Origin of the sequence: Halomonas sp. GFAJ-1 (assembly GCA_002966495.1) — a bacterium.
In the GTDB taxonomy this organism is placed as follows: domain Bacteria; phylum Pseudomonadota; class Gammaproteobacteria; order Pseudomonadales; family Halomonadaceae; genus Vreelandella.
Window position 1 is genome coordinate 2,397,376 of record CP016490.1, and the last position, 15,964, is coordinate 2,413,339.

Annotated in this window: 14 protein-coding genes; 12 read left to right on the forward strand and 2 right to left on the reverse strand. The window is 56.2% G+C overall.

Features of this window, described 5'->3' with window-relative positions; all coding sequences use genetic code 11:
• Positions 1 to 69 precede the first annotated feature (69 nt).
• The 7 genes from BB497_10775 to BB497_10805 are packed head-to-tail and all read left to right on the forward strand — an operon-like array spanning position 70 to position 7,608.
• Positions 70 to 2,337: a DNA internalization-related competence protein ComEC/Rec2 gene (locus BB497_10775; GenBank protein AVI63141.1), complete on the forward strand. Its 2,268-nt coding sequence runs from the start codon at positions 70 to 72 to the stop codon at positions 2,335 to 2,337.
• A 56-nt stretch (positions 2,338 to 2,393) separates the two neighbouring features.
• Positions 2,394 to 4,130 (forward strand): lipid A export permease/ATP-binding protein MsbA, encoded by a 1,737-nt coding sequence (locus BB497_10780; protein ID AVI63142.1) that lies wholly within the window; start codon positions 2,394 to 2,396, stop codon positions 4,128 to 4,130.
• Positions 4,127 to 5,143, forward strand: coding sequence for a tetraacyldisaccharide 4'-kinase (locus BB497_10785; GenBank protein AVI63143.1), 1,017 nt, complete (start codon positions 4,127 to 4,129; stop codon positions 5,141 to 5,143). The genes BB497_10780 and BB497_10785 overlap by 4 nt, the downstream gene beginning before the upstream one ends.
• Positions 5,136 to 5,345 carry a hypothetical protein gene (locus tag BB497_10790; GenBank protein AVI63144.1) on the forward strand — a complete coding sequence of 70 codons (210 nt, stop codon included), beginning with the start codon at positions 5,136 to 5,138 and terminating at the stop codon, positions 5,343 to 5,345. Before BB497_10785 ends, BB497_10790 begins: the two co-directional genes overlap by 8 nt.
• Positions 5,345 to 6,133: a 3-deoxy-manno-octulosonate cytidylyltransferase gene (locus BB497_10795; GenBank protein ID AVI63145.1), complete on the forward strand. Its 789-nt coding sequence runs from the start codon at positions 5,345 to 5,347 to the stop codon at positions 6,131 to 6,133. Before BB497_10790 ends, BB497_10795 begins: the two co-directional genes overlap by 1 nt.
• On the forward strand, positions 6,130 to 6,597 hold the full coding sequence (locus BB497_10800) for a phosphotyrosine protein phosphatase (GenBank protein ID AVI63146.1): 468 nt from the start codon (positions 6,130 to 6,132) through the stop codon (positions 6,595 to 6,597). The genes BB497_10795 and BB497_10800 overlap by 4 nt, the downstream gene beginning before the upstream one ends.
• A gap of 3 nt (positions 6,598 to 6,600) precedes the next feature.
• A complete protein-coding gene (locus BB497_10805; protein AVI63147.1) occupies positions 6,601 to 7,608 on the forward strand; it encodes a UDP-N-acetylenolpyruvoylglucosamine reductase in 1,008 nt (335 codons plus the stop codon).
• A 57-nt stretch (positions 7,609 to 7,665) separates the two neighbouring features.
• Here BB497_10805 and BB497_10810 read toward each other — a convergent pair whose 3' ends face one another.
• Complete coding sequence (locus BB497_10810; protein AVI63148.1) at positions 7,666 to 10,920, reverse strand: ribonuclease E; 3,255 nt, start codon at positions 10,918 to 10,920, stop codon at positions 7,666 to 7,668.
• 696 nt (positions 10,921 to 11,616) lie between these two features.
• Between BB497_10810 and BB497_10815 the strand changes: the two genes are divergently transcribed.
• Genes BB497_10815 through BB497_10825 form a run of 3 tightly spaced genes read left to right on the forward strand, consistent with a single transcriptional unit; the run spans position 11,617 to position 14,372 of the window.
• Positions 11,617 to 12,558 (forward strand): 23S rRNA pseudouridylate synthase, encoded by a 942-nt coding sequence (locus BB497_10815; GenBank protein ID AVI63149.1) that lies wholly within the window; start codon positions 11,617 to 11,619, stop codon positions 12,556 to 12,558.
• 9 nt (positions 12,559 to 12,567) lie between these two features.
• Positions 12,568 to 13,218, forward strand: coding sequence for an HAD family hydrolase (locus BB497_10820; protein AVI63150.1), 651 nt, complete (start codon positions 12,568 to 12,570; stop codon positions 13,216 to 13,218).
• Positions 13,219 to 13,247: 29 nt separating this feature from the next.
• Positions 13,248 to 14,372 carry a signal peptidase gene (locus tag BB497_10825; GenBank protein AVI63151.1) on the forward strand — a complete coding sequence of 375 codons (1,125 nt, stop codon included), beginning with the start codon at positions 13,248 to 13,250 and terminating at the stop codon, positions 14,370 to 14,372.
• 38 nt (positions 14,373 to 14,410) lie between these two features.
• Here the strand turns inward: BB497_10825 and BB497_10830 are convergent, their stop codons facing one another.
• The gene (locus tag BB497_10830; protein ID AVI64338.1) at positions 14,411 to 15,004 is read right to left on the reverse strand and encodes a septum formation protein Maf; all 594 of its coding nucleotides are present in this window, start codon (positions 15,002 to 15,004) and stop codon (positions 14,411 to 14,413) included.
• Between the two features lie 172 nt (positions 15,005 to 15,176).
• Here BB497_10830 and BB497_10835 point away from each other — a divergent pair, with 172 nt between their 5' ends.
• Complete coding sequence (locus BB497_10835) at positions 15,177 to 15,725, forward strand: hypothetical protein (protein ID AVI63152.1); 549 nt, start codon at positions 15,177 to 15,179, stop codon at positions 15,723 to 15,725.
• A gap of 36 nt (positions 15,726 to 15,761) precedes the next feature.
• Positions 15,762 to 15,932, forward strand: a complete 171-nt coding sequence (locus BB497_10840) for a 50S ribosomal protein L32 (protein ID AVI63153.1) — start codon at positions 15,762 to 15,764, stop codon at positions 15,930 to 15,932.
• Positions 15,933 to 15,964 lie beyond the last annotated feature (32 nt).

The window sequence follows — 15,964 nt, forward strand, 5'->3', positions numbered from 1 at the left end:
CTATTATCCATATAGCGAAGTGCTTCGGCTATGCCATAGGCGTTAATGATCTAACACCAAGGAGAGGTGATGCGTTTAGGCGTTGCGGTACCCGCTGCATTGGCAACCCTAATCGGCGTACTGTTGGCAGGGTGGAGTGGTGCAGAGGGGCACTTTTTGCCCTGGCTCAGCATTATCTTGGTGAGTCTCCTGTGGCTAACGTTAGGGCGCCCTAAGCTATTGATATGGCTTTTAATTGGCGGCTTTGCATTTGTCAGCGTGCAGCAAGAGTGGGGGCGACGTTTGCCGCCAGGTCTAAGTGGTGAAGACGTTACCCTGCAGGCGCGCATACTAAGCGTTCAGCGCGAAGAAGGCTCGTCACGTATGCGGCTAGCGGTCGAGAAGTGTCGGGCACCCGTGAACCTTCCAAACTGTGATTCACTGCGCCGCGTACGCGTCAGTGCTTACGGCGAGCATGCCTATCAAGCGGGTGAGCGTTGGCAAATGACGCTACGACTACGCCCACCTCGCGGTTTTGCCAATCCCGATACGTTTAATTTTGAACGATGGCTATGGCGGGAAGGTATCCATGCCACGGGGTATGTGCGTCAGGACCCCGCTCCACAACGATTAGCTACCGCGGCCCCTGGGCTGCGCCAAAAAGCGCTTGCTATGCTGGCTAGCCAGCCCCTTGAAGCTCGCACCCAGCGCTGGCTAGCCGCGCTTACCCTAGGCGAGAGCGGCCAATTGACCCAAGATGACTGGGCGCTTCTAAACGCCACGGGTACCACGCATCTGGTGGTTATTTCTGGTTTGCATGTGGGTTTAGTCGCGTCGTTTACGCTGCTGTTAGCACGTTGGGCGGCGCGGTTACTGTCACCGACTAACTGGCGGCTGCGTGCCTGGCCATGGTGGCTGGCGGGGGCTGCGGCAGTGGGGTATGCCACGTTAGCTGGGCTGGCACCGCCAGCAACGCGCGCCATGGTGATGACGCTTTTGGGACTGTGGGTACTTAGCGGTCGGCATTCTCCCGGCGCTTGGCAGGCGTGGTGGCTAGCGCTGGCGCTGATTTTGGTGGTGAACCCGCTGTCGTTCTGGCGTCCTGGGCTTTGGCTTTCCTTTATTGCCGTGGGCTGGCTAATCATCATCTGGCAGGGGAGGCAGCGACCCAGCGGGATAAAAGGGTGGTGCTGGGCTTTACTGCGCTCACAATTATTGTTGGCACCGTTAATGGCCGCAGCAGTGTTGCTGGCCTTTGGGCGTGTGGCGCCTGCTGCCCCGCTCATCAACCTGGTTGCCGTGCCTTGGGTGAGTTCCGTTATGGTGCCCAGTGCGCTGTTAGGGTGGCTGCTTGCTCCGTTGCCGGGTGTTGGACAGTTAATGTGGTGGGGGTTTGAGCAAGCGCTCGCCGTGTTTCATCAGCTGTTAGTCATAGCCGTTCGATATGCGCCGCTGTGGGAGCCTGCGCCTGCACTTGTTTATCCGCTTGCGGGGGCGTTGCTGCTGTTCGCCCTATGCTGGGGCTTGCCGGGCATACCGCGCTGGCTACGCTTTAGCGCGACGTTGCTCACTGGCTTACTACCTTGGGCCCCGCTGGAACAAACGCTGCCCTCAGGGGAGCTTCGCGTGACGGTATATGATGTGGGCCAAGGGCAGTTAATTGAATTGCGTAGCGCCACGCATCGCATGCTTTACGACACAGGCCCACGCTTTCGTAGCGGCTTTATGCCGTTGCAAACGCTCTGGCCAGCAGGGCAGCAGTTTAATCAAGTCATGGTCAGTCATGCCGATATGGATCATGCGGGTGGGGTAAAAAGCCTGCTAGACGATCATCAGGTTAACCAGTGGTTGGCGCCCTCGGGGGAATCGCTGCCGGTTGAGGCGACAGCCTGCGAGCGTGGGCAGCAGTGGCAGTACGACGGCATTGAGTATCGCGTGCTTTGGCCCCCGGCGGGTGAAAATACGCTATCGGCGAATGATCGTTCCTGTGTGCTGGAAGTAAGCGTAGGTGAGCAGCGTTTGCTGATCACCGGGGATGTTGGGCGTGATATCGAAAGGCGCTTCGTGGCTGATCTGACGCCGCCCATCAGTGTATTAGTCGCAGGGCACCATGGTAGTCATACAAGCTCAGGCGTGCAGTTTGTGCGCATGAGTCGCCCCCTCAATGTGATTTTTAGTGCTGGGCGAGATAATGCCTTTAATCACCCTGTGGATGACGTGGTACGCCGGTTTCGTGACCAAGAGAGCTGTATGTGGAGTACCGCTCATGATGGAGCGCTTCGCTTTACGCTGCAGGCTAACCAGCCTGTAGAGGTTATTCCTTGGCGAAAGCTGCACGGAGGTCGTAAGCGGTGTTGATGCGCCTCGCCATAAGGTAGAATTCTGCGCACTGCACACTATTGCCGGGAGCGCGTGTGACTGATTCAGGTTGGATTCTCTATAAACGGTTATTAGGCTACGTTAAACCGCATTGGCGTGCATTTGCGCTGGCGATCGTAGGCTTTGTGATTTATGCCGCTTCAAGTACTGCACTAGCAGAGATGATGAAACGGTTAATCGACGGTATTCAGCACCCTGATGCAGCCTTCAGGCTTTTCTTACCGCTGTTTGTCATTCTGATGTTTGCCTCCCGCGGGTTAGGCACTTTTTTAAGCACTTACTTTATGGCGTATGTGGGGCGCTACGTGATTCATACGTTGCGCTGCAACGTGTTTAACCACTTACTGCACTTGCCTGGACGCTTTTTTGATCACCACTCGAGTGGTCATCTGGTCTCTCGTGTTACCTATCATGTAGAGCAAGTGGCGGGTGCTGCCACCAATGCCGTTACGATTATTCTTCGCGAAGGGTTGTTCGTGGTAGGCCTGATTGGCTATTTGTTTTGGACAAACTGGATGCTGACGCTGCTGTTTTTGGCAGTAACCCCCCTTATTGCCGCAGTCGTCAGCTACGTGAGTAAGCGGTTTAGACGCATTTCTAAGCGCATCCAGCACTCCATGGGCGATGTTACCCACGTGGCGTCTGAGGCGCTCTCAGGCTATCGCGTGGTGCGCACTCACGGCGCCGAGCCTTATGAAAAACAGCGTTTTGAAAGGGTGAGTGAAGAGAACCGCCGTCAGAGTATGAAGGAGGCAATGACCCGCGCGGTGAGCTCGCCCGTTATCTTGATGCTGGTGGCTGTTTCCATGGCGCTGCTGGTGTGGATGGCGATGTCCCCAGCCCTGATGGCTGACATGACACCCGGCGAGTTTGTGGCGTTTATTACCGCTGCGGCGCTGATGATCAAGCCGGTGCGTCAGCTCACCGAAGTTAATAGCGAAATCCAAAAAGGCATTGCCGCCGCCTCTGAGCTATTTGGCTTGCTGGATTTATCCACTGAGCAAGATGAGGGCAAGAAGATTCCTCAGCGGTTAAACGGTGAGGTAGTGATTGATAACATCAGCTTTCGCTACGCGGACGACCAGCCCAATGTGCTCCATGGCATTACTCTTAACATAGCCCCCGGTGAGCTGGTGGCGATAGTGGGGCGCTCTGGCAGCGGGAAGTCAACGCTGGTCAGCTTGCTACCGCGGTTTTATCGTCCAAGCGAAGGGCGAATTTTGATCGATGGCATTGATGCCAATGAATATGCTCTTGGGCCGCTAAGACAGCAGATCGGCCTAGTGTCTCAGCAGGTAACCCTGTTTAACGCCACTATTGCCGATAACATTGCTTACGGCGTTACCAACCCAGACCCTGCTGCCGTAGAAGCCGCTGCGCAAGCAGCCTATGCCAGCGAGTTTATTGAGAAGCTGCCCGAGGGGTACGCTACCGTAGTAGGGGAGAACGGCGTCATGCTTTCAGGTGGGCAGCGCCAGCGCTTAGCGATTGCCCGGGCGATTTTTAAAGACGCGCCTATCCTGATTTTGGACGAAGCCACTTCCGCTTTGGATACCGAGTCAGAGCGTTATATTCAGAAAGCTCTTGAGCGAGTATGTGAAGGCCGCACCACGCTGGTCATCGCCCACCGTCTCTCTACTATCGAGCGTGCTGACCGCATTCTGGTAATGGATCAAGGGCGGATTATTGAACAGGGCTCGCATCAGGCGCTTTTGGAAGCCGGTGGTGCATACTCAGCGCTGCATCAGCTGCAGTTTCAGGAGAGTGAATGAGCCTGGAGCAGCGTTGGCTAAAGGCGGCTTATGGGGCTAGCCCATGGCTGACGCCGCTCTATCCGCTGGGCGGTTTATACCGTTACCTTATGGCGCGTCGTGAAGCGAGCTATCGCGACGGAAAGAAGCCGGTTTGGCATGCGCCGGTACCGGTGATTGTGGTGGGCAACATCACCTTAGGTGGTACAGGAAAATCCCCGTTGGTGTCGTGGCTTGCGCGCTGGCTGGTTAACCGGGGCTGGTCACCGGGTATTGTTACCCGGGGGTATGGGGGCAAGGCGGAGGCTTATCCGCTATTCGTAACCCCTGAGACGGCGCCATCCCAAAGTGGCGATGAGCCACTTATGCTTGCTCAGCAAACGGGCTTACCCGTGGTGGCCGACCCTCTGCGCGCTCGGGGTGGCCAAGCGTTAGTGGAGATGGGGTGCGACATTCTGCTCAGTGACGATGGCCTGCAGCATTTGGCGCTAGGCCGAGATATTGAGCTTGTCGTTGTGGATGGCGCTCGGGGTCTTGGGAATGGACGCTGTCTTCCGGCAGGGCCTCTTCGGGAAGCCCCGAGCCGGTTAGCCCATGTAGATGCAGTGATTGTTAATGGCGCGTTAGTTAAACCGCTGCCGATATCCCCAACCCCTATGCAGTTGGCCCCCCAGCGCTGGCGACGCTTGAGTGACGGTCAGCACCGCGAGCTGGCACCGCTCCCTTTTAGCCTGCCAGTGCATGCCGTCGCGGGAATTGGTCATCCAGAACGATTTTTCAATACCCTGCATAGCTTGGGTGTAGAAGGGGAGATGCATCCGTTAGCGGACCATCAGCAATTTAATTCAGAGGCGCTACAGTTTGGTGATCAGCGCCCTGTGGTGATGACCGCTAAAGATGCGGTGAAATGCAAAGATATAGCGCCACCCGATAGCTGGGTGTTAGAGGTGGAAGCGGTACTTCCGCCATCGTTTGAACACTGGCTGGCAGCGAAGCTGTCAGCGCTTATTGAAAGGGGATGCACCAATGGATAAAGAACTACTGGCAATGCTAGTTTGCCCGTTGTGTAACGGCAAGCTTAAGTATGACCGTGAAGCTCAAGAGCTGTGCTGCTATTACGATGGCCTTGCCTATCCCATTAGCGAGGGGATCCCGGTGATGCTGCCCGAGGAGGCACGGGTGATGGATGCCGATGAAAAACTGCATACGTCTCCAGGTCGAACAGGGGAAGCCTAATGTCAGCCGCTGAACCAGGTTTCATTGCTGTTGTGCCCGCCCGATATGGCTCCACTCGCTTGCCTGGTAAGCCGCTACTGGATATCGCCGGTGAACCCATGGTCGCCCATGTTTGGCGACGCGCCTGCCAAAGCCAGGCTAGCCGCGTGGTAGTTGCTACCGATGATGCGCGTATTCGGGATGCCATGCTGCCTTATGGCGCAGAGGTAGTGATGACCCGGGCTGACCACCCGTCAGGCACAGATCGTCTGGCAGAAGTTGCCGAGCAGTTAGCCCTCGGTGAAGAGGAACTGGTGGTGAATGTTCAGGGCGATGAGCCGCTGATTCCTCCTATGCTAATCAACCAAGTGGCGCAACGTTTAGCTGATGACCCTGAAGCAGCCATCGCGACGCTTGCTGAGTCGATTAGCGATGTAGAAACTCTGTTTAACCCCAATGTTGTGAAAGTGGTTCGCTCGCTAGCTGGGCGGGCACTCTATTTTTCCCGCGCTCCTATTCCGTGGGATCGTGAGCACTTTCAAGCGCAGCCTGCGCTGCTTGCCACCGATGCCTGGCTGCGTCATATCGGGATTTATGCTTACCGTGTGGGGTTCTTATCCGCCTACCGTGAACTTTCTCCCTCTGGCTTGGAGCAGCTTGAACAGTTAGAGCAGCTGCGGGCATTGCAGCATGGCTATGCTATCCAAGTAGCGCTAGCCAGCACGGTGAACCCGCCGGGCGTCGACACCGCTGAAGACCTTGATAGGGTGAGAGCAATATTAGCGCAGCCAAGCGAAGGTGAGTTATGAAGCGTGTACTGTTTGTTTGCTTAGGTAATATTTGCCGTTCACCCACGGCCGAAGGTGTGTTTCAGCACGCGGTGGATGAAGCAGGGCTAAGAGGGCAAATCGACGTTGACTCTTGTGGGGTGGGTGATTGGCATGTCGGTAAAGCACCAGACGAGCGGGCCCAGCTGGCGGCAAAGCGTCGTGGTGTGGATATTAGCCATCTGCGTGGGCGTCAGCTAAGTGCCAGCGATTTCCTAGCGTTCGATTATGTGCTGGCGATGGATCATGCCAACTTACAGGCAATGCGAGCGCTTAAGCCTGCGGAGAGTCGTGCGCATGTGGGGCTGTTTTTAGCTTTTGCGGGCACCCCTGATGCGGAAGTGCCAGACCCTTACTATGGGGGGGATGAGGGCTTCGAAAGCGTTCTTAATATGATCGAAACTGCTTCAGCTGGGCTTATTGCCGAGTTAACGGGTAAACGTTAAGGCATGCTAACTATTCAAGCGCATGTTGATTTGACCGCTGCTAATACGCTGCGTCTGCCGTGTTATGCCGAGCGGTTTGCAGCGCCTCATACGCTATGCGCTTTGCAGGCGGTGCTTCGCCAAGCCGCTTTGCAGCAGTGGCCTGTCACCCTACTGGGCGGCGGCAGTAACGTACTGCTGCCGCCTCAATTGAACGGTATTGTGGTTCGCCCCTCGCTTCATCAATGGTGGCTTGAAACCCAGGGTGATGATGAGGTGGTGGCCTATGTGGGTGCAGGCGTCAACTGGCATTCATTGGTGATGGCGTTAGCGGCGCGGGGGTTGTGGGGAACTGAAAACCTTGCGCTTATTCCCGGACGTTGCGGCGCGGCGCCGGTGCAGAACATTGGGGCTTATGGCGTTGAGCTAAAAGATGTGCTGCAGGGTGTGCAAATTGTCGACGTTGCGTCGGGTAATGTGCGCTGGCTGAGTGCTGCCGAGTGCCAGTTTGGCTACCGCGATAGCCTCTTCAAAAATGCGTTGGCGGGCAGCGTTGTGATTACTCAGCTGGCGCTGCGTCTTTCAAGGCAGCCTAACCCGAAACTGCACTACGGAGACTTGGCATCACGTTTGCATTCGCAGCCCACCCCTTTGGCGATTGCCGAAGCAGTGTGTGCCGTGCGTCAAGCAAAGTTACCTGATCCCGAGGTACTGGCTAACGCGGGTAGTTTTTTTAAAAACCCGCTCGTTAGCCTGTCTCATGCTGAGCAGTTACTTCAACAGAACCCTGCTATGCCACATTTTCCCCAACCAGATGGGCAGATTAAACTGGCAGCGGGGTGGTTAATAGATCAGTGCGGCTTAAAGGGGATGTGTGAGGGGAGCTTTGGTGTGCATGCTCACCAGGCCTTGGTGTTGGTACATCTTGGCGGAGGCGACCGCGTTGGCTTATTGCAGTTTGCCGAGCGAATTGTTAATGAGGTAAGCGCACGTTTTGGCGTAGAGCTTGAACCCGAGCCTAGAACTGTATAGCCAAAACGCCAGCCATAAAAAACCCCGCCGAGGCGGGGTTTTTTATGGCGCTAAGGCTTACTCTTGAGCAGCGTTTTGCGCTTGCTGCTTACGTAGCTCACGCGGGTCGTTGTGCGCGCGACTACGGCGCCGACGGCTTGGCTTCGGTGTTTCTTCCTTAGCGGCCGTTGACGCATCCTCAGTTTCTTTCTGCTCTGCCACGGGCGCCTCTTCAGGCTGCGGGGTGTCGCTTTGCGGTGAAGCCACAGGCGCTGATTTTTCTGGCACTGACGCTTCAGCGGCGGCTGCATTTTCTACCGGCGTAGTCGTTGGAGCGCTGGCTTGAGTTGCTGCAACTTTATCAGCATTCGCCTCGTTGGCCTTCGCCTCATCAGCTACCGGCTCGGCGATAGCTGCCGTTTCGGTCGCGCGCTCTTCTGATCCTGTTTCAGAGGCTTTAACATCCTCAGCCGCTGCTTCATTCTGCTGGGTGTCGGTAGGCTCAGGTTCCTGTGCCGCTTCGGCAGGCTTCGGTTCGCTGTCGGCCACTGGCGCTGTTTTAGGCTGCTCAGGTGCCTCGGCTGGCTGAGACTCTTCTGCTTCTTGAGAAGCCGCAGGCTTGGGTGTCTCCTCAAGCTCAGCTTTGGCCGTATCGCTGGCAGATTCATTGGCGATAGGTTGGCTCTCATCACCTGCTGCAGTCTCTTGTGCAGGCTGCTCTGCCTGCGGCTTACGACGCTGATGCGTTGCTTTGCGGGCCTTTTCGGCTGGCTTCGCAGGCTGCTCTGCTGTTGTCTCTTCGCCGTTTTCGACATCAGACGCTTGAGCGGCTTGGCTGCTTGTTGAGTCAACGGGCGCTGCTGGAGACGTCTCTTGTGTTGCAGAGGCCGTTGGCTGGCTCTCCGTGCTTGGCACGGCTTGGGTTGTGCCCTCTACTGTGGCCACTGCTTTAAGTGCGGCCTCAGCCTGGAGCTTTTGCTGCTCGGCTTCAGACTGCGGGTTGATGGCCTGCTTGCGTGAGCGGTTGCGCGGGTTGTTGCGTGTGCGCTTTGGCGTGCCATCATCCTGCGGGGCAGGTGGCTGCTTGCTCTCTTGCTTTTCCTCGCCGTCGGCAGCGTTGCGTGGTTCATCGCTCTTGGCTTTTTCATCACGCGGCTTGCTATCCCGTGGCTTGCTGTCGCGGGATTTTTGCTCTCTTGCTTGGTCGCGCTGAGTGTCACGACGACTCTCAGGCTGAGCGGACGCTGCCTCATGCGGGGCGTCAGTGCTATTGCCTGAAGGCTCTTTTGCGCTTTGGCGACTGCTCTTATTGCTACTGTCTTGAGGCTTGCTGTCTTCGTTCTGCGGATGACGGCGACGATTACGCGTACGGTTAGGGCCGCTACGCTTGTCGTTAGCATCATCGCCAGCAGGGGTGCTACGGGACTGAGTGTTGCTGCGCTGCTCGCTCTTCCCGGCGCTCTCGCTGCTTTCGCGGGTTTGCCTGGGCTTATTATCGGTGCTGCGGGTGCTTTTGGGCGCGCTCCGCTCAGCCGACTTCCGCGGGGCGGGTGCCTCAGCAGCCGGTTGTTGAGTGCTACTGTCTTCACCACCCAACAGCTTGGCGAAACCACGAATGAAACGGCCAATCACGCTGGGCTGCTCATCGGCGGCGGGGGCTGGCGTGGGTGTCGCTGCTGCCGTTACTTTTGCAGGCGCTTCTTCTGTCTGTAGCGAAACAGGTGCAGGGGCGTTATGCGTGACACTCTTTACGGCTGCTTCAGCACGCTGGGTGGGTGGCGTGAAGCTTGGGTCGGGCTCTTTGCCAACGTCAGTGTCGGTGGAAATTTCAAAGCTGGAAAGCGCCTGGCTGTCGTCTTCATCGAGATGGTCATCGCGGAACCGCTGAACATCGTAATGGGGCGTGTCCATGTCAGGATTCGGTAGTAGCACTACGCGCACACCCTGGCGGGACTCGATATCAGCCAGCACGCTGCGTTTTTCGTTGAGCAGGTAGGTGGCCACTGGTACCGGCAAAATGGCGCGGATCTGTGCGCTGCGCTCTTTCATGGCTTCTTCTTCAATCAGGCGCATGATAGAGAGTGACAGAGAGCGAACGTCGCGTATCGTGCCTTGACCGTTACAGCGCGGGCAAACCACGCCGCTGGTTTCGCCTAAGGAGGGGCGCAACCGCTGGCGCGACATTTCCATTAGGCCAAAGCGCGAAATGCGGCCAATCTGCACCCGTGCTCGGTCCAGTTTCAGCGCGTCGCGCATGCGGTTTTCCACTTCCCGCTGGTTGCGCGCAGGGCCCATGTCGATAAAGTCGATAACGACAAGGCCGCCAATATCCCGCAAACGCAGCTGGCGGGCGATCTCGTCAGCGGCTTCGGAGTTGGTTTGTAAGGCGGTTTCTTCGATATCGCTACCGCGGGTGGCGCGAGCGGAGTTGATATCGATGGAGACCAGCGCTTCAGTGTGGTCGATAACGATAGAACCACCAGAGGGCAGTTTAACTTCCCGCTGGTAGGCGGTTTCTATCTGCGACTCAATCTGGAAGCGTGAAAACAGCGGAACTTCATCTACGTATAGTTTGATTTTCTGCTGATAAGAGGGCATTACCTGACGGATAAAGCCCAGGGCTTCCTCGTGAATTTCAGGGCTATCGATGAGTACTTCACCAATATCTTGGCGAAGATAGTCGCGCATGGCGCGAATAATGACATTGGATTCACGGTAAATCAGGAAAGGCGCTGAGCGTTTGCCCGCTTCAGTGGTGATGGACTCCCAAACCTGCACTAGGTAGTCCAGGTCCCACTGCAGCTCTTCTGAGCTGCGGCCAATGCCAGCGGTGCGCACGATCAGACCCATCTTGTCGGGCACAGTGAGCTGGCCCATGGCGTCTTTTAGCTGGCTGCGGTCATCACCCTCAATGCGGCGAGAAATCCCCCCCGCACGTGGGTTATTAGGCATCAGTACTAAAAAACGACCCGCTAAGCTGATGAACGTTGTCAGAGCGGCGCCTTTGTTGCCGCGCTCCTCTTTGTCCACCTGAACGATGACTTCCTGGCCCTCTTTAAGCACTTCTTTAATGCTGGGGCGGCCAGAGACATCTTTAATAAAGTACTCGCGGGAGATCTCTTTTAACGGCAAAAAGCCGTGGCGCTCGGCGCCAAAATCTACAAACGCGGCTTCAAGGGAGGGTTCGACACGGGTGATTTTGCCACGATATATGTTGGCTTTTTTCTGTTCCCGAGCGCCTGATTCGATATCCAGGTCGTAAAGGCGTTGTCCATCTACCAGCGCAACCCGCAGCTCTTCTGGCTGGGTTGCGTTAATCAGCATCCGTTTCATAGTGTCTCGCATAGCGTTGCGTGCCGACGAGCCGTCTAAGCGTGGCGTAGACGAATCGCTGGGTGCTGCGTGCTTGTGCTCGGCGCATTGCTATGCTGACGCATTAAGCCGGGAAGGCATCATTGCCGACCCGGCTGAAAGGGCGTTGAGTACGTGGCGGAGGCAAGACATGTTTCGGTGGCTGTCACGTCCATCCGGCCCTGCTGACACCGCCAACACCTGGCATTCATCGATTCGCCAACGCCGGCCATCAGCACAGCGTTGATCATTGCGCTCCGAGAAGCCCCCTTTTATGACGTGCAGGGAAGCTACTAGGAGCGTGACGTTTTTAAACAAGCCTGCCATTACGGGCGAGGCTTTAGCGTATCTGACGCAGAAATTACGAGCGGCAGAGTGACTGTTTTCTCAATACGTTATTTCAGTACGTGCTTTTAATACGTTGGGGGGTGGGTAATGCGTACACTAACCTATCACCCCATGCTCTGACCTGCGTGTTAGTCGGGCAGGTGCTTGGCTTAACCGTGGAAGCTAACGTGTAATAAAACGGTTATCTACACGTTATCCACGCTAAACCGATGAGCGTTTTGGAATATAACAGTAAAGACAACTACCAGCAATTGACGCAATGCCCATTGGTCTACGTTAGAATGCCGTTTTTAGCCTGACGTTAGAAAATCATACCAGGAGTGCGCGGCAATGGCCGAAGGGCGCGAAGTACAGTGGGTGGATATCGCCCCGGAGCAGGCGGGTCAGCGAATTGATAATTTTTTGATGACCCGGCTAAAAGGAGCGCCACGTGCGTTGATCTATCGCATCGTACGTAAAGGTGAGGTAAGGGTTAATAAAAAACGCGTTAAAGTCGATTACCGGCTGCAGGCAGGAGATTTGGTGCGCGTACCGCCGCTGCGCCTAGCCCCGCGAGAGGCGGTAAAAGAGGTGAGTGATAATTTGCGCGACCTGCTGATTGGTAGCGTGATTATGGAAGGCCCCGATTGGATGGTGCTTAATAAGCCTTCTGGGTTGGCGGTTCACGGTGGCAGCGGCGTAAAAATTGGCTTAATCGAAGCGCTTAGGCAAGTCCGAGACGATCTTACCTTCTTAGAGCTTGTGCACCGATTAGACCGTGATACGTCCGGCTGTCTGCTGCTGGCGAAATCCCGCGATGCGCTGGTAACCCTGAATGAGTCTTTGAAGAAGCATGCAATGGACAAGCGCTACCTGGCGTTGGTCAATGGCCGGTGGCCAGCGCGGAAAACGTATGTAGGCGCTCGATTAGACCGTTTTGATGCCGGAAACGGCGAGCGTCGGGTGCGAGTTGATCCCAACGGCAAAGTGTCGCGCACCCTGTTCTCAGTCGTCGAGACATTCGAGAAAGCCACCCTTGTTGAAGCTGAACCCGTGACGGGGCGTACGCACCAGATTCGCGTGCATGCCGCCCATGCGGGGCATGCGCTGCTGGGCGACGACAAATATTCGACCCGTGAAAGTGTGCATATGACTCAGCAATTGAAAGTGGATCGGCTGTTTTTACACGCACGTGCTTTAACGTTTCCTGAGCCGGGCAATGGTCGGCCTGTGACGGTGAAGGCGCCCCTGCCAGAAGCGTTGGAAGCAGCGCTGCAGCGGGCTCGGCGATAAGGAACCCGTATGCGTTACGAACTGATTATTTTTGACTGGGATGGCACCCTGATGAATTCGGTGCCTAAAATTGTTGCCTGCATGCAGGCGGCAGCTGTGGATGCGGAGTGGGATGCACTGAGCGTTAGCGCTATTGAGGATATTATTGGCCTGGGGCTACCCGAGGCGATCAATAAGCTTTGCCCGGGAATCGGGCCAGTGCAGGCAGAGCTGCTGCGGCAGCGCTATGCCCACCATTTTGTTCACTCCGATACCACCCCAATGCCGTTTTTTGAAGGCGTGGACGCTCAGATAGCGCGTTTGCGGCAGCGCGAGCAGCAGCGGCTAGCGGTGGCGACAGGAAAAAGTCGTCGCGGTCTTGATCGTGTGTTTGCCGAAACGGGCAGTGGTGGATGGTTTGACGCTAGCCGAACGGCAGATGAAACGCGCTCGAAACCTCATCCGCAAATGCTTAGCGAGTTGTTGGAGGAACTCGCTATTCCTGTTGAGCGTGCGGTGATGGTTGGGGACACCGAATACGACATGGAAATGGCCAGAGCCATTGGTATGGACCGCGTAGCGGTGACCTATGGTGTTCATACGCCGTCTCGCTTAGCGCTAAGTCAGCCTCGCTGGGTGGCGCATAATATTAGTGAGCTTTTTGATTGGCTATACGGCTAACCTCACTCCGGCACAGTTAAGGGCAGTTTATGAGCGATGATCAAAAGCGCGGCAGCGATGGTGAGCAGCCGCAGGCGGTAGAAGAGCAGCCTAACGAGGCGGTAGAAGATCGATGGACCCAAGGCCCTGACGTCTCAAGGTCTGCCAAAGGGAAGGCGGCGTTAGCAGGCGATGCCAGTGATGACGCCGAAACCCTGCGCGAGCGCCAGCGGTTGGCGCAGTTGGAAATGATGGATCGGTGGGTTGGTGGCGTTTTAACCGAGCAGCGCCGAACGCGTCGTTGGAAGCTGTTTTTCCGTTTATTGTTTTTGACCATTGTGCTTGTCTCGTTAACGACTACGGTTTATCGCGTGTGGTGGGGGGAACCCACGGCCTCCACGCCAGCGCAGGCTCATCTGGCGCTGGTAGAAGTGCGTGGAGTCATTGCCAGTGATGCGCCAGCTAACGCAGAGCGTATTATTCGTGGGCTAAACCGTGCCTGGTCGGCTGATAATGCCGCAGCGGTAGTGCTGCATATCGATAGCCCAGGCGGCAGTCCTGTCCAGTCTCAGCGTATTTACGCAGAAATAATGCGGCTACGTGAGCAGGGCGATAAGCCCATCTATGCGCTGATTGAAGATGTGGGTGCCAGCGGCGCCTATTACATTGCCTCTGCCGCTAACGACATTATGGCTTCACCCGCAAGTTTGGTGGGCTCCATCGGTGTTATATATGCGGGTTTTGGTTTCCAGGAGGCAATAGATAAGCTGGGCATTGAGCGGCGGGTAGTCACAGCGGGTGACAATAAAGCGTTTTTGGACCCCTTTCAGCCCCTGGGTGAGGACGTAGAAGTGTTCTGGCAGAGTGTGCTTAACCAAACCCATGAGCAGTTTGTTAATGATGTGCGTGCTGGTCGCGGTGAGCGGTTAACAGATAGCCCTGAGGTGTTTTCAGGGCTGGTTTGGAGTGGTGAGCAGGCGCTGGCGCTGGGGTTGGTGGATGAGCTGGCTAGTCTGGAACAGCTGGCGCGTGCCGAAGTGGGTGGGACTCACTGGGAAGACTACACGCCGCGTCTAGATCCCTTTGAGCGGTTGACGCGTCGCTTCACGCAAGCGGCAGCAGAAGTGCTTGGCGTATCATCATCTAGCTCTCCACTGCGCTTTGAGTCGCCCTAGCCTTTAGGTGTAGTAATGCGCTGTTTTGGGTTTCCCCATTAATCGTCGCCAAGCGGGTTCATGCCCGCCTGGCGAAGCATGCTGCATAGTGCAATGAGCGGCAGTCCGATTAGCGCGTTGGGGTCGCGGCCCTCTAGCTTTTCAAAGAGTGCAATGCCCAGCCCCTCCATGCGGAAGCTGCCAGCGCTATCCAGTGGCTGCTCTAGAGAAACGTAGCGCTCAATTTCTTGTTGGCTGAGTGAGCGGAATACAACGTCAAAAGGCTCAATGTGAACTTGATGACGCTGGTGGCGAGTATCCAGCAACGCCAAGCCGGTTAAAAAAGTCACTCGCTGGCCCGAAAAACGCGCCAAATTAGCGCAGGCGCGCTCACTTGTATGCGGTTTGCCAAGGATGTCCCCTTCAAACAGGGCTATTTGGTCAGAGCCAATAATGCAGTGATTAGGGAATCGATCAGCCACAGCGTTGGCTTTGCTTAAGGCAAGGCGGTGCACGAGCGCCTGGGGTGACTCGCCCGGGTAAGGGGTTTCATCAATGTCTGGCGAATAGCACTGGTAGGGCAGTTGTAGCCGATCTAGCAGCGCTTGGCGGAAGCGTGAGCTAGATGCCAGGACCAAAGGGGCGTTATCCATTTGTGGCACTTTAGACTCCTTGTAAGGCAGTGTGTTGGCTTTCCTGCATGGTAGTGTGAGTGTAACGAAACCCAAACAGCATGCCTATTTGGCCTGATTTGGGAGAGAAACTAGTAAGAAATGTCTTGGCGGCTTTGACACCAGCGGGGCGAGTGCCTATCATTGCGCGCCTATGTTGACCTCACAACTCCCCAGTCGGGTTGAGCCTTATAAGCTCGCAGCCCGCCGCGAAAGACTAGAAGGCCTAGTGGCGCTTGATAAGCTGCCACGTCTTGCTGAAGAAGCAGGAGACCAAACCGGCGACTGTCATGTCGTGCTTGAGTTTGGCGTTGATGCCCAAGGTCGTCGTGAAATTCGTGGCCAATTGCAAGCGACGCTGGCACTGCCCTGTCGCCGCTGCCTAGAGCCGCTTAGCCAAGACGTGTCCAGTGACTTCCTGCTTGGAATGATCACTGACGAAGCCTTGGCTGCCGAGCTGCCTGCCAGTCATGAACCTGTACTGGTGGAAAATGAACAGCTGGACTTGCTGACGGTAGTCGAGGATGAGCTTATCCTCAGCCTGCCACAGGTGGTCTATCACGATGAGGCTGAATGCCACGTCTCGGCGGATCAGCTGGTCAGCAAGACCGAAGGCGCAGCGGAGGAATCCGCTTCAGCCAAGAACCCTTTCGCGGTGCTCAACGCTTTGAAAAACAGCGGCGCCTTGAAAGGCAAAAAGTAAGCACTACTTACCCTACATACCTTGGAGTAAACACCCATGGCAGTTCAACAGAACCGTAAAACTCGTTCCAAGCGCGGCATGCGTCGTAGCCACGATGCGCTGAGCGCACCGACCCTGTCCCAGGACAAAGAAACGGGCACAACTCACCTGCGTCACCACGTTTCTCCAGACGGTTTCTACCGTGGTCGTAAGGTCGTTGAGGTTTAAGCCTTAACGCTTTTATGAGCGGCAAAACAGGG

Excerpts from the sequence above, each read along its gene's own strand:
- BB497_10775 (AVI63141.1), top strand. The coding sequence starts at position 70 with ATGCGTTTAGGCGTTGCGGTACCCGCTGCATTGGCAACCCTAATCGGC.
- BB497_10835 (AVI63152.1), top strand. The coding sequence starts at position 15,177 with ATGTTGACCTCACAACTCCCCAGTCGGGTTGAGCCTTATAAGCTCGCA.
- BB497_10840 (AVI63153.1), top strand. The coding sequence starts at position 15,762 with ATGGCAGTTCAACAGAACCGTAAAACTCGTTCCAAGCGCGGCATGCGT.
- BB497_10800 (AVI63146.1), top strand. The coding sequence starts at position 6,130 with ATGAAGCGTGTACTGTTTGTTTGCTTAGGTAATATTTGCCGTTCACCC.
- BB497_10830 (AVI64338.1), bottom strand. The coding sequence starts at position 15,004 with ATGGATAACGCCCCTTTGGTCCTGGCATCTAGCTCACGCTTCCGCCAA.
- BB497_10825 (AVI63151.1), top strand. The coding sequence starts at position 13,248 with ATGAGCGATGATCAAAAGCGCGGCAGCGATGGTGAGCAGCCGCAGGCG.
- BB497_10805 (AVI63147.1), top strand. The coding sequence starts at position 6,601 with ATGCTAACTATTCAAGCGCATGTTGATTTGACCGCTGCTAATACGCTG.
- BB497_10790 (AVI63144.1), top strand. The coding sequence starts at position 5,136 with ATGGATAAAGAACTACTGGCAATGCTAGTTTGCCCGTTGTGTAACGGC.
- BB497_10810 (AVI63148.1), bottom strand. The coding sequence starts at position 10,920 with ATGAAACGGATGCTGATTAACGCAACCCAGCCAGAAGAGCTGCGGGTT.
- BB497_10820 (AVI63150.1), top strand. The coding sequence starts at position 12,568 with ATGCGTTACGAACTGATTATTTTTGACTGGGATGGCACCCTGATGAAT.
- BB497_10785 (AVI63143.1), top strand. The coding sequence starts at position 4,127 with ATGAGCCTGGAGCAGCGTTGGCTAAAGGCGGCTTATGGGGCTAGCCCA.
- BB497_10815 (AVI63149.1), top strand. The coding sequence starts at position 11,617 with ATGGCCGAAGGGCGCGAAGTACAGTGGGTGGATATCGCCCCGGAGCAG.
- BB497_10795 (AVI63145.1), top strand. The coding sequence starts at position 5,345 with ATGTCAGCCGCTGAACCAGGTTTCATTGCTGTTGTGCCCGCCCGATAT.